This is a genomic window from Microbacterium fluminis, from assembly GCF_051549805.1.
In the GTDB taxonomy this organism is placed as follows: domain Bacteria; phylum Actinomycetota; class Actinomycetes; order Actinomycetales; family Microbacteriaceae; genus Microbacterium.
This window is the reverse complement of record NZ_CP196042.1, coordinates 949209-966055: the sequence shown is the minus strand read 5'-3', so window position 1 is coordinate 966055 and position 16847 is coordinate 949209. Positions and strand designations below refer to the sequence as shown.

The window sequence follows — 16847 nt, the reverse complement described above, 5'->3', positions numbered from 1 at the left end:
TAACGACGGAACATCCATAGTGTTTCGGCGGCCATAGCGAGAGGGAAACGCCCGGTCACATTCCGAACCCGGAAGCTAAGCCTCTCAGCGCCGATGGTACTGCAGGGGAGACCCTGTGGGAGAGTAGGACACCGCCGGACTTACTTCGATCGAAGAGCCCATCCATTGTCGGATGGGCTCTTCGTGGTTAACGCGCGGTGCGGGCCGTGAACGCGTCTTTCAGCGCGGTGCGTACGGCTGCGATCGCCGGCCGCGTCGACGACGTGCGTGTTGCGGCGAAGACCTCGCGCGCCGGTGAGCCCGGCAGGTCGACGAGTGTGAGTTCCTTGCGACCGGGAGCCCGAGCGAGGTCGGGGAGGAGTCCGACCGCCAGGCCGGCGGCGATCAGTCGTACGTGCACGGTGAGATCGGCGATCTCGAACCGCACATCGGGCTCGAAGCCGGCCGCACGGCACTGCTGGGTCGCCCATTGCCGGGACGCGGTGCCGCTCGGCTCCATGACCCACGGTCTCCCGCGCAGCGCGTCGAGGTCTCGTGCGGGTTCTCCGCGCCGCACGGCCAACCGGATCGCGTCCCGTCCGATCTCGGTGCGCTCGATGCCGGTCGGATGGGCACGCGAGTGCCCCGGGTACTGCTCCGCGACGACGAGATCGAACCGTCGTGCCGCCAACTCGAACAGGCCCTCCTCCGGCGGGAGCTCGGTCACCGCGACGACGACGTCGGGGTCGTGGTCGCGCAGCAGGGTGAGAGCGGGGGCGAGGAGCGACTGCGCGACCGTCTGCATCACCGCGACCTGCACCGGTGCCGTGCCCGTGCGCAGCGACTCGAGGTCGCCGCGCACCTGCTCGTCGAGTTCGAGCGCCCGCGCGGCATGTGCGGCGAGCATCGCGCCGTGCTCCGTCAGTCTCACGCGGCGCCCGTCCGCGACGAGCAGCGGCACACCCGCATCCTTCTCGAGCTGCGCGAGCTGCTGGGAGACGGTGGACGGGCTGTACGACAGCGCTTCGGCGACGCTGGCGAGCGTGCCGCGCAAGGAGAGCTCGTGCAGCAGCCGCAGGCGGCGGAGCTCCAGCATCCGGATTCCCTTCGATAGCATCGAATGGTACTGATCATAGATCGTCGCTTTTCTCGAATAGTTCGGTGCCGCATGCTGAAGGCATGACGCGCATCGAGGTGCAGGCTGGAGCCGAGGGATCGGGAGCGGACACCATGGGAACGAGCACGGACGGCCCGGCGATGACGGAGCACGCGCGCGCGGTCGTCGACCTCGCGGAGCGGTGGATCGCGGAGAGCGCCGCGGTCGACGCCGACCCCGCGGCCGAGCGTCTCGCCGGCGTGCTGAAGGACCCGAACGGTCTGCCGTTCACGATCGGATTCGTTGACGGCGTGATGCGTCCGGAGAGCCTGTCGGCGGCCGCATCCAATCTGCATCGCGTCGCCCCGCTCGTTCCGGCGTTCCTGCCGTGGTACCTGCGGGCGGCGGTGCGCGCGGGGGGATCCGTGGCCTCGGTGCTCCCCAGTCCGGTGGTGCCGATCGCGCGGCGCGTGCTGCGCGAGATGGTCGGCCACCTCGTCGTCGACGCGCGGGCCGACAAGCTCGGCCCTGCGATCGCACAGCTGCGCGACGGCGGCGCGCGCCTCAACCTCAACCTGCTCGGCGAGGCCGTGCTCGGCGAGAAGGAGGCGCTGCGCCGGCTCGAGGGCATCCACGACCTCATCCGGCGCGACGACGTCGACTACGTGTCGGTGAAGGTGTCGGCGATCGCCAGTCACATCTCGATGTGGGCGTTCGAGGAGGTGGTCGACAAGGTCGTCGAGCGCCTCCTGCCGCTGTACCTCACCGCGGCCGGACCGTCGACGGCGACGGGCGGACCCACCTTCATCAACCTCGACATGGAGGAGTACCGCGATCTCGACCTGACGATCGCCGTCTTCACGCGGCTGCTCGAGGATCCGCGACTGCGCGACCTCGAAGCCGGCATCGTGCTGCAGGCCTACCTGCCCGATGCGCTGCCCGCGCTGCAGCAGCTCACCGAGTGGGCGCGACAGCGCGTGGCGGCCGGTGGTGCGCGCATCAAGGTGCGCCTGGTGAAGGGCGCGAACCTCGCGATGGAGCGCGTCGACGCCGTGATGCACGACTGGCCGCTCGCCACCTTCGGCGCGAAGGTCGACTCCGATGCCAACTACCTGCGCTGCCTCGACGTGGCGCTCACCCCCGAGAACGCCGCGGCGGTGCGCATCGGCGTCGCGGGGCACAACCTCTACGACATCGCACACGCGTGGGTCCTGGCCGGCGAACGCGGCGTGCGCGCCGACATCGAGTTCGAGATGCTCCTGGGCATGGCCCAGGGCCAGGTCGAGGCGGTCGCCCGTGAGGTCGGACACGTGCTGCTGTACGTGCCGGTCGTGCGCCCCGACGAGTTCGACGTCGCGATCAGCTATCTCGTGCGCCGGCTCGAGGAGAACGCGTCGAGCGACAACTTCCTCTCGGTGGCATTCGACCTCGCCGAGGATGCGGCGATGCGTGTGCGGGAGCGCGACCGCTATCTCGCTTCGCTGGAGCGGTCGACGGATGCCGCGCTCCCCGTCGGGGCGAACCGCACCCAGGATCGCGGAACCACGGCCCGCGCGGGCACGGGTGATGTCGTCGCCGGGGATGCGCTCGATCTCGGAGGCGACACGTCGACAGGCTCGGCGGCCGCGGCGGCGGACTCAGCGGCCGCGGAGGCGGGCTCGGCGGCCGCGGACGAAGACGACGCGCTCACTCGCGCGGTGCTCGGTCTGCCGTCTGCGCCGACCGAGCCGCGGGCCTTCGCCGGTCACGCGTTCGTCGAGACCGCCGTGTTCGCGCCGCGCGAGGCCGGGGCGGCCGACGGAGCGCCGGGGTTCCGCAACGCCGCAGACTCCGATCCGGCGCTCCCCGTCAATCGAGAGTGGGCCGCAGGCATCCTCGATCGCGTCCTCACCTCGACCGCCGGCGACGCCACGATCGCCGCGGCGCGGGTGGAGGAGGCATCCGTCCTCGACGACATCGTCGCCCGCGTGCGGTCCGCCGCCGAAGGATGGGGAGCGCGACCCGCCGCCGAGCGTGCGCAGGTGCTGAAGGCGGCGGCGCGCGCGCTGGAAGCGCGGCGGGGCGAGCTCATCGAGGTCGCCGCGTCCGAGACCGGGAAGGTGTTCGCCGAGGCCGACGTCGAGGTCAGCGAGGCGGTCGACTTCGCGAACTACTACGCCGCGACCGCGCGCGAGCTCGATCGGGTGAGCGGCGCCGTGTTCGTGCCGGCCCGGCTGACGGTGGTCACCCCGCCGTGGAACTTCCCGCTCGCGATCCCCGCGGGCGGAGTGCTCGCGGCCTTGGCCGCCGGGTCGGGCGTGGTGTTCAAGCCCGCGCCGCAGGCCCGTCGGTGCGCCGCGGTGATCGCCGAGGCGCTCTGGGAGGCCGGGGTCCCGCGCGACGTGCTCGCGCTGGTCGACCTCGACGAGGGCGGCCTCGGGCAGCGGCTCGTGTCGCACCCCGACGTCGACCGCGTCATCCTCACCGGTTCGTGGGAGACCGCCGCGCTGTTCCGCTCGTGGCGCCCGGAGCTTCCGCTGCTGGCCGAGACCAGCGGTAAGAACGCCATGGTCGTCATGCCGTCGGCCGACCTCGACCTCGCGGCATCCGATCTCATCAAGAGCGCCTTCGGGCACGCGGGCCAGAAGTGCTCGGCCGCGTCGCTGGCGATCCTGGTCGGACCGGTCGCGCGGTCGGAGCGCTTCGCGCGCCAGCTGGTGGATGCCGCGACCTCCCTCCGCGTCGGGCCGCCCACCGATCCTCTCGCCGAGGTCGGCCCGGTCATCGAGGGGCCGCACGGCAAGCTGGAGTGGGCCCTCACCGAGCTCGACGACGGGGAGCGGTGGCTCGTGCAGCCGCGCGCCGTCGAGTCGGAGGGCGATCTCGACGGGCGACTGTGGAGCCCCGGCATCCGCACCGGTGTGCGGCCCGGATCGCGCTTCCACCTCGAGGAGTTCTTCGGGCCGGTGCTCGGTATCATGCATGCGCGCAGCCTCGCGCACGCGATCGAGCTGCAGAACGCCGTCGCCTACGGGCTCACGGCGGGGCTCTACACGCAGAGCCCGGACGACCTCGGCCAGTGGCTCGACGGCGTCGAGGCGGGCAACCTCTACGTCAACCGCGGCATCACCGGCGCGATCGTGCAGCGGCAGCCGTTCGGCGGGTGGAAGCGCTCGTCGGTCGGCGCGGGCACGAAGGCCGGCGGCCCGAACTACCTCGTCGGGCTCGGATCATGGCGCGCGTCGTCGGGGGGTGCGCCGTCATCGACGCTGCACCTGCGCGGCCTCGACACGCGCATCACGGCGATCATCGAGGCCGCGCAGCCGTCGCTGGATTACGAGTCGTTCGAGTGGCTGCGCCGCGGCGCGCTGTCCGACGCGGTCGCCTGGAGCCGCGAGTTCGGTCAGGTGCGCGACGTCTCGCACCTGGGCGTCGAGCGGAACCTCTTCCGCTACCGTCCCGTCGACGTGGCCGTGCGGGCGACGGGGGATGCCTCGTGGCAGTCCGTGCTGCGCGTCGTGGTGGCCGGCATCCGCTCGGAGTCGGCGTTCTCCCTGAGCGCGCCGGTCGGGCTGCCCGCCGAAGTGCGCCGCGCCCTCGGTGCGGCGGACGTGCCGGTGCACGTGGAGTCCGACACGGAGTGGCTCGAGCGCATGGCCGGGCGCGTCCCGGACGACGCGGACGCCGCGACCGAGGCGCTCCCCCCGCGCCCGCCCCGCGTGCGTCTCGTGGGTCGCCCCGACACCGTGCATGCCCTGCACCTCGCGCTCGCCGCGGAGGTCGAGGGCGACCCCGACCTCGCGGTCTACGCGAACGAGGTCACCACCGCCGGTCGCCTCGAGCTCCTGCCGTTTCTGCACGAGCAGGCGATCGCGATCACCGCGCACCGCTTCGGCAACCCCGACCCCTGGAGCGAGTCCGTCATCTGACCTCGACGGATGCCGCGGTCTCGAGCCGCGGCATCCGCTCCCCGTATCGCCGTCCTGGTTTCGTCTGCGCCTTTCCGAGGTTCGGGACGCCGTGAACGTCGGGACGGCGCAGACGAACCATGGGTTCGGCGGGGAGGAGAGCGGCGTTCCGCGGCACCCACGCCGGACGAACCCGCGGGCTAGGGGAGGACGAGCGAGCCGGTCGTCGTGGCGGCGTCGGCGGCGCGCAGCTCTTCGTCCTCCTTGCCGTTGCGCTCGTCCGCGGCCTCCTGCAGCGCCGACTTCGCGCGCAGCGGAGGCGTGCGGAAGAACAGCGACAGCACGAACGCGAGGAGGACGACCGACATCGCGACCCAGTACACCGTGACGGCGGACGAGTTGAAGCCGACCAGGAACGGAGTGCTCAGCCGCTTGTCGGCGCCGAGCAGGAACGACGTGTCGTTGAGGGTCGACGACCCGATCGACGTGTCGCCCGAGCCCGACGTGAACTGGTCCTGCAGCGTGGTGGCGAGGGAGTCCACGAACGTGCTGCGTGCGGCCGCGTCGGTGAAGTCCAGGGTCACGGTGCCGTCGGAGCCCACCCGCGCGACCGGTACCTGCGCGCGGATCTTGTCCGCCGCGGCGGTGCGCGCCTGCGTCACCGCGGCAGCGGTCGCGGCCCGCTGAGCCGCGGCCGGGATCCGACCGGCCGCGACCTGATCGGCGACGGCCTGGGTCGCAGCATCCGTCGCCTGGTCCACGCCGCTCTGCAGCTGCGTCGTCGTCTGGTCGGTGACGCGGGTGACGATCGGGGTGTAGATCGACGACATGATCCGCGCGTTCTCGGGCGCCGCGGCGACCGCGGGGTCGAACGCGGCGTCGAGCGCCCCCACGAGCGTGCCGCGGTCGGCGAACGATCCGATGATGTTCGAGGGCATCAGGGTGAACAGCAGCGACAGCAGCACGGCGGTGCCGAGGGTTCCGCCGATCTGCCGGAAGAACGTCGAGGAGCTCGTGGCCACGCCCATGTCGCGCAGGCCGACGGAGTTCTGGCTCGCGATCGTGAGGGTCTGCATGAGCTGACCGAGGCCGAGTCCGATCACGAGCATGGCGGCGGCGACGAACCAGTACGAGGTGTCGTATTTCATGAAGGTGAGGAGGAAGAAGCCCACCGACATCAGGAAGGTGCCGAGGATGGGGAACATCCGGTAGCGGCCGGTGCGGGCGATGATCTGCCCACTGCCGATGGAGGCGATCATCAGCCCGAGGATCATCGGCAGCATCTGGAAGCCGCTCTCGGTCGGGTTCGAGCCGAGCACGAGCTGCAGGTACAGCGGCAGGGTCAGCATGGCGCCGAACATGCCGAAGCCGACGAGCACGCCGATGACGGTGGCCATCGAGAACGTGGGGGAGCGGAAGAGCTTCAGCGGGATGAGCGCGTCGTCCTTCATCAGCGTCTCGACGATCACGAACGCCGCGATTCCGAGCGCCCCGACCACGTAGCATCCGATCGCGATGGGCGACCCCCAACCCCATTCGCGGCCCTGCTCGGCGACGAGCAGCAAGGGCACCAGCGCGAGGATGACGGTCGTCGCGCCCCACCAGTCGATGCGCACCGAGCGCTGCGGCTGCTTCGGAAGGTGCAGGAACCGCCAGACGATCGCGAGGGCGACGATGCCGATCGGCACGTTGATGAGGAACACCCAGCGCCAGCCGGTGATGAACAGGATCTGTCCCGCCCCGGCGAACAGCCCGCCCACGAGCGGGCCGATGACGCTCGAGATGCCGAACACCGCCAGGAAGTAGCCCTGATACTTGGCGCGCTCGCGTGGGGCGAGCATGTCGCCCATGATCGCGAGCGGCATCGACATGAGACCACCGGCGCCGAGGCCCTGGATCGCACGGAACGCGGCGAGCTCGATCATCGACGTCGAGAAGCTCGCGAGGATCGAGCCGATGATGAAGATGACGATCGCGATGAGGAACAGCGGCCGGCGGCCGAAGATGTCGGAGAGCTTGCCGTAGATCGGCGTCGAGATGGTCGACACGATCAGGTAGGCGGTCGTGACCCATGCCTGCAGGCTCAGGCCCTGCAGATCGTCGCCGATCGTGCGGATCGCGGTGCCCACGACGGTCTGGTCGAGGGCAGACAGGAACATGCCCGCCATGAGCCCGAAGATCACGAAGAGGATCATGCGGTGCGTCATCACGGGCGCGGCGGAACGCTGCGGGGCGGCGACGTCGGACATCGGACCTCCATCGATCGAGGGGGAGCGGATGCGGCGAGCCACGAGGTGGTTGTCGCGGGTCAACAGTACTCCTCGCGAGGGGCCCGAGCGGGCGGGCGGCGGGGCGAGGCATCCGATCGTGTAAATAATTCTTGACACGGATGCCGCGCCCGGCGTACCTTCATGATGTCAAAGATTCCTTACATCGGAGGACGTCATGGTCTACGAGGAGCGCAACACCTGGGCGGGGCTGATCGTCACCGTGATCGCCCTCGTCGTCTACGTCGTGGTCACGCTGCAGGCTGCGGCCGGTCGGGCCCTGACCGAGGTCGACTGGCTGCCGATCATGCTGTGGACGATCGGCGGCGGGATCGTCGGCTCGATCCTCCTGAGCATCGGATGGGGCATGGCCGTCGCCCGCCGCGACCCCGACGGGGTCGGGCGCTCCGACCAGCGCGACCGCGACATCGAACGCGCGGGCGACCGGGTCGGACAGGCGTTCCTCGTGATCGGCGGCCTGGGTGCGATCGCCCTGTGCGCGATCGAGGCCGATTGGTTCTGGATCGCGAACACCGTCTACTTCGGCTTCGCGCTGTCCGCGCTGGTGGGCGGAACCGCCCGGGTGATCATGTACCGCCGCGGGCTCGCCTGATGGTCAAGCCCACGCGCGTCACCAACTCGATCAAGGCGCTGCGCGCCGCCTCCGACGAGATGACCCAGGCCGACCTCGCCCGACGCATCGGCGTCACCCGCCAGACCCTCATCGCGATCGAGCAGGGCAGGTACTCGCCCACGCTCGAGCTCGCGTTCCAGATCGCCTCCGTCTTCGAGGTCGGCCTCGACGACGTGTTCCAGTACCCCACGACATGAAGGAGAAGACGATGGATGCTGCACCCCGCCCGGCGATCTCCGCCCCGACCATCCCCTCGCCCGAGGCGAGACTGCACTCCGGCATCGAGACCGCGGCGGACCGCGCAGGTCTCGATGCGGGAGTGCAGTCTCGCTGGGCGGGGGGTGCCCGTATCCCGGCCACGATGACCGCGTGGCGGCAGCGGGAGTACGGGGAAGCGGATGTGCTGCGCTCCGAGACCGTGCGCGTGCCGACGCCCGGCCGCGGCGAGGTGCTCGTGCGGTTCGAGGCGGCCTCCATCAACTCCGGCGACGTGCACCTGCTGCGCGGCGACCCGCGGATGGTGCGGCTGTTCTCCGGCCTGCGTCGCCCGCGGGTGGCGGGCCGCGGGATCGATCTCGCCGGCACGGTGGTGGCGCTCGGAGAGGGCGCCGAGGGGTTCGCCGTCGGAGACGCCGTGGTGTGCGGCTGGAGGGACACCCTCGCCGAGTACGTGACGGTGCCGGCGCGCCGGCTCGCGGCTCGTCCGGCGGGAGTGGATGCCGCGCTCGCCGCGACCCTCCCGGTGTCGGGCGCCACGGCACTCGCCGCGCTCGACGCCTGCCGCGTCGGGTCCGGATCGCGCGTGCTCGTGATCGGTGCGGGAGGCGGCGTCGGCACGATCACGGTCCAGCTGGCCGCCGATCGCGGCGCCGAGGTGTGGGCGACGTGCGGAGCGCGCGCCGAGCACACCCTCCGCGACCTCGGTGCCGCCCGCACGTTCGACTACCGCACGACCGACCTCGCCGAGCTGCCCGCGGGCACGTTCGACGCGGTCATCGACATCGCGGGCGAACCGCCGCTCCCGCTGCTGCGCGCCCTCCTGCGACCCCGCTCCGAAGGCGGCGGCACCGTCGCGCTCGTGGGCGGCGAGGGCGGCGGCCTGCTCGGACCGATCCCGCGGATGCTGCGCGCCGCAGTCACCGCGCGGCCCGGACGCCGGTTCCGCTCCATCGCCGCCGTCACGAGGACCGCGGTGGTCGCCGAGCTCGTCGCGCTCGCCGCCGCCGGGCGCCTGACGCCTCCTGTCGAGCGCACGGTTCCGCTCGCGGACGCGGGTGCGGCCGTGGCATCCGTCGCCGCCGGTCACACCGTCGGCAAGGTCGTGGTCGTCGCCTGAGCCGGCGCTCTGGGAGATCGTGCGGACGCGTGTGAGAATGGTGGCGGCGTGCCCGGGCCTGTCCCCCGTTCCTCCGGGAGCCGCCGGGCCCCTGGACAGCGTCCGCCGCACCTTCTCACGAGGAGCACCATGTCCACGCATGAGTCCGCCGCCACGGCCGCCCCGACGCAGCAGCGCGTCGCACAGCACCGCCGCTACCTGATGTGCCGGCCCGAGCACTTCACCGTAAGCTACACGATCAACCCGTGGATGGAGCCGGCCAACCCGACCGACACCGCGGTGGCCCTGCGTCAGTGGCAGGACCTGTACGACACCTACCTCGCGCTCGGTCACGAGGTCGAGCTGATCGACCCGATCCAGGGCCTGCCCGACATGGTCTACACCGCCAACGGCGGGTTCGTCATCGACGGCGTCGTCTACGGCGCGAAGTTCCGCTTCCGCGAGCGCGGCCCCGAGGGCCCGGCCTTCATGGACTGGTTCGCCGAGCGCGGCTGGGACGTGCGCGAGCCGGTCGAGGTGAACGAGGGCGAGGGCGACTTCCTGCTCGTCGGCGACACGATCCTCGCGGGCACCGGCTTCCGCTCCACGGGCGACAGTCACCGCGAGGTGGGCGAGGTCTTCGGCCGGGAGGTCGTGTCGCTCACCCTCGTCGACCCGCGGTTCTACCACCTCGACACCGCCATCGCCGTGCTCGACCCCGTCCAGGGGCCCGAGGGCGTCGACCACGCCAACATCGCGTACCTGCCGTCAGCCTTCGACGAGGCGAGCCAGGCGATCCTCGCCGAGCGCTACCCCGACGCGATCCGCGTCTCCGACGACGACGGCGCCGTGTTCGGCCTCAACTCCGCCAGCGACGGCTACAACGTGATCATCTCGCCGCGCGCGGCCGGTTTCGAGAAGCAGCTGCGCGAGCGCGGCTACAACCCGATCATGGTCGACCTGTCCGAGCTGCTGCTCGGCGGCGGCGGCATCAAGTGCTGCACCCTCGAGCTGCGAGCCGGGCGATGACCCCCTCGCCGCGCGTCGACGTCGACTCCCGGCGCATCATCGAGGCCGAGGAGCAGCACGTCGCCCACAACTACCACCCGCTGCCGGTGGTGATCGCCGAGGGCGAGGGGGTGTGGGTGACGGATGCCGAGGGCAAGCGCTACCTCGACCTGCTCTCGGCCTATTCGGCGCTGAACTTCGGCCACGGGCATCCGGCGCTCCTCGCCGCCGCGCGTGCGCAGCTCGACCGGCTCACGCTCACCAGCCGGGCCTATCACAACGACCGGCTCGGTCCCTTCGCGGCGGCTCTCGCCGAGCTGTGCGGCAAGGATCTCGTGCTGCCGATGAACACGGGCGCCGAGGCCGTCGAGACCGGCATCAAGGTCGCCCGGGCGTGGGGCTACCGGGTGAAGGGGATCCCCGAGGGGCAGGCGACGATCATCGTCGCGGACGGCAACTTCCACGGCCGCACCACGACGATCGTCGGGTTCAGCGACGACCCGCAGGCCCGCGAGGGCTTCGGGCCGTTCACCCCGGGCTTCGTGCACGTGCCGTTCGGCGACGCCGCCGCGATCGAGGCGGCGATAACTCCGCACACTGCCGCCGTGCTCATCGAGCCCATCCAGGGCGAGGCCGGCGTGGTGATCCCGCCCGACGGCTATCTCCGCGCCGTGCGCGAGATCACCGCACGCGAGAACGTGCTGTTCATCGCCGACGAGATCCAGTCCGGACTCGGCCGCGTCGGCACGACGTTCGCGTGCGACCGCGAGGGCGTCGTGCCCGACGTGTACCTGCTCGGCAAGGCGCTGGGCGGAGGCATCCTGCCCCTTTCCGCCGTCGTCGCCGATGCGGACGTGCTCGGGGTGATCCGCCCCGGCGAGCACGGGTCGACGTTCGGCGGCAACCCGCTCGCCAGCGCCGTCGGCACGAAGGTGGTCGAGCTACTGGCGAGCGGCGACCTGCAGAAGCGCGCCGCCGCGCTCGGTGAGCACCTCGAGGCGAGGCTCGCCGAGCTCGTCGGACACGGCGTGACGGCGGTGCGGGTCGCGGGGCTGTGGGCGGGGGTCGACATCGATCGTGCGGTCGGTACCGGCCGTCAGGTCGCCGAGCAGCTGCTGGCGCGCGGTGTGCTGGTGAAGGACACGCACGGCCAGACCATCCGCATCGCACCGCCGCTGGTGGTGCGCGCGACCGAGCTCGACTGGGCGATCGAGCAGCTCAAGGTCGTGCTCGCAGACTGACTGCGGAGCGGATGTCTCGGCCGCGCGCTGCATCGGCGCGCGGCCGCACAGGTGTCAAGCCCGTGGTCGCGATCGCGCCGCGTGGCTAACGTGTGCGGCATGGCGAACTTCCTGCTCATCCACGGGGCGGCCGCGAACGCGGGCTACTGGCGCTTCGTGGCGCCCCGGCTCGAAGACGAGGGACACACCGCGTGGGCGGCCGACCTTCCGACGACCGTCGACGGGGCCACCTTCGACGACTACGCGGATGCTGCGCTCGGCCCGGTAGGCGACGCCTCTGTCGACGTCGTGGTCGGGCAGTCGATCGGCGCGTTCACCGCCGGCGTCGTGGCATCGCGCGTGCGGCCACGCGCGATCGTGCTCGTGTGCCCGATGATCCCCGCGCCGCACGAGACGCCCGGCCGGTGGGGCGACGACGTCGGGCAGTCCGCCGCCGTCGCCGAGTACGCGGCATCCGTCGGCGTCTCGCCGGAGTTCGACCCCGCGACGACCTTCTTCCACGACGTGCCGGACGAACGACAGGCGCAGCTGTGGGCCGAGGGCGAGCCGCCGCAGTCCGAGTCGATCTTCGCCCAGGAGTTCCCGCTCGACGCGTGGCCCGACATCCCGACCCGAGTGATCGCGGGAGAACTGGACCGGATGTTCCCCCTCGCCCTCCAGCGCCGGGTCGCCCGCGAGCGGCTCGGGGTCGAGGTCGAGCCGATCCCGACGGGGCACCTGCCCGCGTTCGCACGCCCCGAGGCTCTCGCGGCCGCGCTGCTGCAGTCGCCCTGACCCCGGCCCCCATGCGGTCGTCGGTGCGGGCCCTCAGCGTGTGAGCGCGGCATCCGCGGAGTGCTGACGCGTGAGGGTGTGCGGAAACACCCGCGCAACACGGGCCGGACTAGGCTTCCGGCATGGGTGATCTGTTCGACGGCTACGGCTCCACGCTCGCCCCGCGCAAGACGCCGACCGGCATCCCCGCGTTCGACGAGATGTTCGGCTCGCCCGAGCACCCCGGCGCGCCGGCAGAGTCACGCGAGGCCTACCGGGAGCTGTACCAGGCGCTCGCGCGCATGACGCAGGAGGAGTTGCGGGGCCGCACCGACTCGCTCGCCAGCTCGTATCTCGCGCAGGGCGTCACCTTCGACTTCGCCGGCGAGGAGCGCCCTTTCCCCCTCGACGCGGTGCCGCGCGTCATCGCCTACGACGAGTGGGCGCGCATCGAAGCCGGGGTCAAGCAGCGCGTCCGGGCCCTCGAGGCATTCCTCGACGACGCCTACGGGCACCAGCACTGCGTACGCGACGAGGTGCTGCCGGCCGGGCTGATCGCGTCGAGCCAGTACTTCTATCGCCAGGCCGCCGGCATCCAATCCGCCAACGGCGTGCGCATCCAGGTGTCGGGCATCGACCTGATCCGCGACGAGCACGGCGAGATGCGCGTGCTCGAAGACAACGTGCGCGTGCCGTCGGGCGTGAGCTACGTCATCTCGAATCGCCGCGTGATGGCCCAGACCCTGCCCGAGCTGTTCGTCTCGATGCGGGTGCGCCCTGTCGGCGACTACCCGAACAAGCTCCTCGCCGCGCTGCGCGCCTCCGCGCCGGCCGGCATCGAGGAGCCGAACGTCGTCGTGCTCACACCGGGCGTGTACAACTCCGCGTACTTCGAGCACACGCTGCTCGCGCGGCTCATGGGCGTCGAGCTGGTCGAGGGGCGCGACCTGCTGTGCGCCGGCGGCAAGGTGTTCATGCGCACCACCCGGGGGCCGCGCCGGGTCGACGTGATCTACCGCCGCGTCGACGACGACTTCCTCGACCCGCTGCAGTTCCGGGCCGACTCGATGCTCGGCGCGCCGGGGCTCATGCTCGCCGCGCGCCTCGGCAACGTCACGATCGCCAACGCCGTGGGCAACGGCGTCGCGGACGACAAGCTGCTGTACACCTACGTGCCCGACCTCATCCGCTACTACCTCGCCGAGGAGCCGATCCTCAAGAACGTCGACACGTGGCGTCTGGAGGATCCGGGCGCCCTCGAGGAGGTGCTCGACCGCCTGCCCGAGCTCGTGGTCAAGCCCGTCGACGGCTCCGGCGGCAAGGGACTGGTGGTGGGGCCGGATGCCTCGCCCGCCGAACTCGCCGCGCTCCGGCAGCGGCTGGTCGCCGATCCGCGCGGATGGATCGCGCAGCCCGTGGTGATGCTGTCGACGATCCCGACCCTGGTGGAGGACGGGATGCGCCCGCGGCACGCCGACCTCCGTCCGTTCGCGGTGAACGACGGCGACGACATCTGGGTGCTGCCCGGCGGGCTCACCCGCGTGGCACTGCCCGAGGGGCAGCTCGTGGTCAACTCCAGCCAGGGCGGCGGCTCGAAGGACACCTGGATCGTGGGCGGTATGGCGCCCGGACACGTCGAGTACGGACAGGGTGACGGTCTCGCCGGGCTCGTCGCCGATCAGGCCGCGTCGCTGACCGGCGCGATCCCGATCCTCTATGACGGCCAACCCCAGCCGGCGCACTCTCCGCGCGACCCCGACGGCGGCGCTTCGCAGAGCGAACAGCAGCAGCAGGAGCACGCTCCCGAGCCGCTGGAGGCTCCGCACGACTCGCAGGCCGAACAGCAGCAGCAGACCGGAGGTGCGTCGTGCTGAGCCGCATCGCCGAAAGCCTGTTCTGGATCGGGCGCTACATCGAGCGCAGCGACGGCACCGCGCGCATCCTCGACGTGCACCTGCAGCTGCTGCTGGAAGACCCGTGGGTCGATGAGGACACCGCGTGCCGGTCGCTGCTGAGCGTGATGGGCTCGGCCGTGCCGGAGACCGAGACCGTCCGTCGTGCCGACGTGCTCCAGCGGCTCGCCGTCGATCGCTCGAACCCCGCGAGCATCGGGTACGCGCTCACCGCCGCCCGCGAGAACGCCCGCCGTGCTCGTGAGATCGTCTCGACCGAACTGTGGGAATGCCTCAACACCACCAACTCGCGCATGCCGCGCCGCCTGCAGGCCGACCGCGTGCACGAGTTCTTCCAGTGGGTGCGCGAGCGCGCGGCGCTCTCGGTGGGTGTCGTCGACTCGTCCACCAGCCGTGACGAGGCATGGCAGTTCTTCACCCTGGGGCGCTCCATCGAACGCACCGACATGACGGCGCGCATGCTCGCGACGCGGTCGCTGACCGAGGCATCCGGCCCCTCGTGGACGACCATCCTGCGCTCCTGCGGCGCGTACGAGGCGTACCTGCGGACGTACCGCGGGATGCCGAGCGCGCGCAACGCGGCGGAGTTCCTGCTGCTCGACCGGCTGTTCCCGCGGTCGATCATCTACTCGATCTCGCGCGCGGAGGACTGCATGAGCGCCATCGACCCCCGTGCCGACCGCGTCGGTCACTCGAACCAGGTGCTGCGGGCGCTCGGGCAGATCCGCAACGACCTCGAGTATCGCCCGATCGGCGAGATCCTCGGCGAGCTGCCGCAGCACATGCAGCGGGTGCAGAAGGTGACGCGGGAGGCATCCGAGGCCATCCGGCACCGGTTCTTCCCGACGCAGGCCGAGCCGAGCTGGATCGGAGAGATCTCGTGAAGCGCCTCCGCATCGAGCACTCCACCGGGTTCAGCTATCCGGGCGACGTTACGGCGTCGTACAACGAGGCGCGCATGCTGCCGGGCTCGACGGACAGCCAGTTCGTGCTGAGCTCGTCGCTCGACATCGAGCCCTCGACGTCGGTGAACCAGTACGTCGACTACTTCGGCACCCGCGTGGCATCCTTCGACGTGCTCTCGCCGCACTCCGCGCTGCAGATCACCGCGCGCAGCCTGGTCGAGGTGCGTCCGCGTCCGCTGGAGCACGCCGACATGTCGTGGGACGAGCTGGCCGCCGAGGCGCCGCGCCGGATCGGCACGGTGGAGCAGCTCGTGCAGACGCGTCGCACCCGTCCGAGCGAGGATGTCGTCGAGCTCGCCCGCTCCGTCGCCGGGCGCCACGCCCGGCCCGGCCCGGCGGCGCTCGCGGTGGCGGTCGCGGTCGGCGATGCGATGGAGTACATGCAGGGCGTCACCGGCGTGCACTCGACTGCGAGCGAGGCGTGGGAGGCGCGCAAGGGCGTCTGCCAGGACATCGCGCACATCACGCTCGGCGCCCTGCGCGAGATCGGGATCCCCGCCCGGTACGTGTCGGGCTACCTGCACCCGCGGCCGAGCGCCGAGGTCGGCGAGGCCGTCCGTGGCGAGTCGCACGCGTGGGTGGAGTGGTTCACCGGCGAGTGGCAGGGCTTCGACCCCACGAACAACATCGAGATCGGCGACCGGCACGTGCTCGTGGGCCGGGGCCGGGACTACAACGACGTGCCGCCGCTGCGGGGCGTGTACGCCGGCCTGTTCAAGAGCAAGCTCAACGTCTCGGTCACGATCACCCGCGAGGAGTAGTCCGCGTCAGCCGCCGAGGCCGAGGCCGCGCGTGACGAGGTGGGTAGGGAGCAGGAACGGCTGCCCGGCGGGAGGGGAGCCGGCGATGCGGTCGAGCAGGGTGGTCGCGGCGCGCTCGCCGAGCGCGGCGGTGTCGTAGTCGACGATGCGGATCGCACGGGGGAGCAGGCGGGACAGCTCGAAGTCGTCGAACCCGGTGAGCGCGACATCCGCCTCCGTCGCCAGCAGTGCCTCGAGGGCGCCGATCGTCGAGCGGTTGTTCCCGCAGAACACCGCGGTGGGCGGTTCGGCGAGCGACAGCAGGCGCTGCATCGCCTCGCGGGCCGCCGCGGGGGTGTGCAGACCTTCGGCCACCAGGCGCGGGTCGATCGCACGGCCCGCCGCGGCGAACGCCTCCTCGACGCCCGCGCGGCGCTCGGCCATCGTGTAGATCGCGGGGGAGTCCAGCAGCACCGCGATGCGCTCGTGCCCCACCGCGAGCAGCTCGGCTACGGCCGCGCGCGCTCCGCCGCGGTTGTCGATGAGCAGGTCGTCGGCGCGGATGCCTCGCCCCGGGCGGTCGAGGAACACGACGGGCGTGCCGCGCTCCACCTCGCCCGACAGGTAGGCGCTGTCGTCCCCGGCCGGCACCACGATCAGCCCGGCCACCCGTCGCTGGGCGAGGTCGAGGGCGAGGGCGCGTTCGCGCGCGGCATCCTCCTCGCTCGAGGCGACGATCACCTGCATTCCGCGGGTCACCGCCACCGTCGAAACGGCCGCGGCGATCGCCATGTAGAACGTGTTCGACAGGTCGGCCGAGACGAACCCGATCGTGTCGCGGCTCCCCGAGCGCAGCGACGCGGCGATCGCATTGCGGTGGTAGCCGAGACGGACGACGGATGCCTCGACCCGCGCCGCCATCTCGACGTCGACATTCGGCTCGGAGTTGATGACGCGCGACACCGTCTTGAGGCTCACACCGGCGTCGGCGGCCACATCGACCATGGTCGGTCGCCCGCTTCCGCGCATCGTGCCCTCCTCGCCCGGCG

13 protein-coding genes and 1 rRNA gene are annotated in these 16847 nt (G+C 71.5%); 11 read left to right on the top strand and 3 right to left on the bottom strand.

What is annotated here, in order from left to right:
- The first annotated feature begins 23 nt into the window (after positions 1-23).
- Positions 24-140: ribosomal RNA gene (rrf, locus tag ACSJDX_RS04645) — 5S ribosomal RNA — on the top strand.
- A 47-nt stretch (positions 141-187) separates the two neighbouring features.
- Here the strand turns inward: rrf and ACSJDX_RS04640 are convergent.
- Positions 188-1075: a LysR family transcriptional regulator gene (locus ACSJDX_RS04640; protein ID WP_438354405.1), complete on the bottom strand. Its 888-nt coding sequence runs from the start codon at positions 1073-1075 to the stop codon at positions 188-190.
- A 134-nt stretch (positions 1076-1209) separates the two neighbouring features.
- On the opposite strand from ACSJDX_RS04640, the gene ACSJDX_RS04635 reads away from it, so the two are divergent.
- Positions 1210-4983 (top strand): proline dehydrogenase family protein, encoded by a 3774-nt coding sequence (locus tag ACSJDX_RS04635; RefSeq protein ID WP_438354935.1) that lies wholly within the window; start codon positions 1210-1212, stop codon positions 4981-4983.
- A 179-nt stretch (positions 4984-5162) separates the two neighbouring features.
- Here ACSJDX_RS04635 and ACSJDX_RS04630 read toward each other — a convergent pair whose 3' ends face one another.
- Complete coding sequence (locus tag ACSJDX_RS04630; protein WP_438354934.1) at positions 5163-7169, bottom strand: MDR family MFS transporter; 2007 nt, start codon at positions 7167-7169, stop codon at positions 5163-5165.
- 238 nt (positions 7170-7407) lie between these two features.
- Here ACSJDX_RS04630 and ACSJDX_RS04625 point away from each other — a divergent pair, with 238 nt between their 5' ends.
- The 9 genes from ACSJDX_RS04625 (at position 7408) to ACSJDX_RS04585 (ending at position 15819) form a co-directional block, all read left to right on the top strand.
- Positions 7408-7842: a hypothetical protein gene (locus ACSJDX_RS04625; RefSeq protein ID WP_438354404.1), complete on the top strand. Its 435-nt coding sequence runs from the start codon at positions 7408-7410 to the stop codon at positions 7840-7842.
- Positions 7842-8060 carry a helix-turn-helix transcriptional regulator gene (locus ACSJDX_RS04620; protein WP_438354403.1) on the top strand — a complete coding sequence of 73 codons (219 nt, stop codon included), beginning with the start codon at positions 7842-7844 and terminating at the stop codon, positions 8058-8060. The genes ACSJDX_RS04625 and ACSJDX_RS04620 overlap by 1 nt, the downstream gene beginning before the upstream one ends.
- An 11-nt stretch (positions 8061-8071) precedes the next feature.
- Complete coding sequence (locus tag ACSJDX_RS04615; protein ID WP_438354402.1) at positions 8072-9199, top strand: NAD(P)-dependent alcohol dehydrogenase; 1128 nt, start codon at positions 8072-8074, stop codon at positions 9197-9199.
- Positions 9200-9328: 129 nt separating this feature from the next.
- A complete protein-coding gene (ddaH, locus tag ACSJDX_RS04610; RefSeq protein ID WP_438354401.1) occupies positions 9329-10207 on the top strand; it encodes a dimethylargininase in 879 nt (292 codons plus the stop codon).
- A complete protein-coding gene (rocD, locus tag ACSJDX_RS04605) occupies positions 10204-11427 on the top strand; it encodes an ornithine--oxo-acid transaminase (protein WP_438354400.1) in 1224 nt (407 codons plus the stop codon). Before ddaH ends, rocD begins: the two co-directional genes overlap by 4 nt.
- Before the next feature lie 99 nt (positions 11428-11526).
- A complete protein-coding gene (locus ACSJDX_RS04600) occupies positions 11527-12201 on the top strand; it encodes an alpha/beta fold hydrolase (protein WP_438354399.1) in 675 nt (224 codons plus the stop codon).
- Between the two features lie 122 nt (positions 12202-12323).
- Positions 12324-14054 carry a circularly permuted type 2 ATP-grasp protein gene (locus ACSJDX_RS04595; RefSeq protein WP_438354398.1) on the top strand — a complete coding sequence of 577 codons (1731 nt, stop codon included), beginning with the start codon at positions 12324-12326 and terminating at the stop codon, positions 14052-14054.
- Positions 14048-14977 (top strand): alpha-E domain-containing protein, encoded by a 930-nt coding sequence (locus ACSJDX_RS04590; protein WP_438354397.1) that lies wholly within the window; start codon positions 14048-14050, stop codon positions 14975-14977. Before ACSJDX_RS04595 ends, ACSJDX_RS04590 begins: the two co-directional genes overlap by 7 nt.
- Positions 14974-15819, top strand: coding sequence for a transglutaminase family protein (locus ACSJDX_RS04585; RefSeq protein WP_438354396.1), 846 nt, complete (start codon positions 14974-14976; stop codon positions 15817-15819). Before ACSJDX_RS04590 ends, ACSJDX_RS04585 begins: the two co-directional genes overlap by 4 nt.
- A gap of 6 nt (positions 15820-15825) precedes the next feature.
- Here the strand turns inward: ACSJDX_RS04585 and ACSJDX_RS04580 are convergent, their stop codons facing one another.
- Entirely contained in the window at positions 15826-16827 is a 1002-nt protein-coding gene (locus tag ACSJDX_RS04580; protein WP_438354395.1) for a LacI family DNA-binding transcriptional regulator, read from the bottom strand.
- Positions 16828-16847: the final 20 nt, after the last annotated feature.

What these genes read in the sequence shown, in the direction of transcription:
- ACSJDX_RS04625 (WP_438354404.1), top strand. Translation starts at nt 7,408, where the DNA reads ATGGTCTACGAGGAGCGCAACACCTGGGCGGGGCTGATCGTCACCGTG.
- rocD (WP_438354400.1), top strand. Translation starts at nt 10,204, where the DNA reads ATGACCCCCTCGCCGCGCGTCGACGTCGACTCCCGGCGCATCATCGAG.
- ACSJDX_RS04620 (WP_438354403.1), top strand. Translation starts at nt 7,842, where the DNA reads ATGGTCAAGCCCACGCGCGTCACCAACTCGATCAAGGCGCTGCGCGCC.
- ACSJDX_RS04635 (WP_438354935.1), top strand. Translation starts at nt 1,210, where the DNA reads ATGGGAACGAGCACGGACGGCCCGGCGATGACGGAGCACGCGCGCGCG.
- ACSJDX_RS04600 (WP_438354399.1), top strand. Translation starts at nt 11,527, where the DNA reads ATGGCGAACTTCCTGCTCATCCACGGGGCGGCCGCGAACGCGGGCTAC.
- ACSJDX_RS04595 (WP_438354398.1), top strand. Translation starts at nt 12,324, where the DNA reads ATGGGTGATCTGTTCGACGGCTACGGCTCCACGCTCGCCCCGCGCAAG.
- ACSJDX_RS04640 (WP_438354405.1), bottom strand. Translation starts at nt 1,075, where the DNA reads ATGCTGGAGCTCCGCCGCCTGCGGCTGCTGCACGAGCTCTCCTTGCGC.
- ACSJDX_RS04630 (WP_438354934.1), bottom strand. Translation starts at nt 7,169, where the DNA reads ATGACGCACCGCATGATCCTCTTCGTGATCTTCGGGCTCATGGCGGGC.
- ACSJDX_RS04580 (WP_438354395.1), bottom strand. Translation starts at nt 16,827, where the DNA reads ATGCGCGGAAGCGGGCGACCGACCATGGTCGATGTGGCCGCCGACGCC.
- ddaH (WP_438354401.1), top strand. Translation starts at nt 9,329, where the DNA reads ATGTCCACGCATGAGTCCGCCGCCACGGCCGCCCCGACGCAGCAGCGC.
- ACSJDX_RS04615 (WP_438354402.1), top strand. Translation starts at nt 8,072, where the DNA reads ATGGATGCTGCACCCCGCCCGGCGATCTCCGCCCCGACCATCCCCTCG.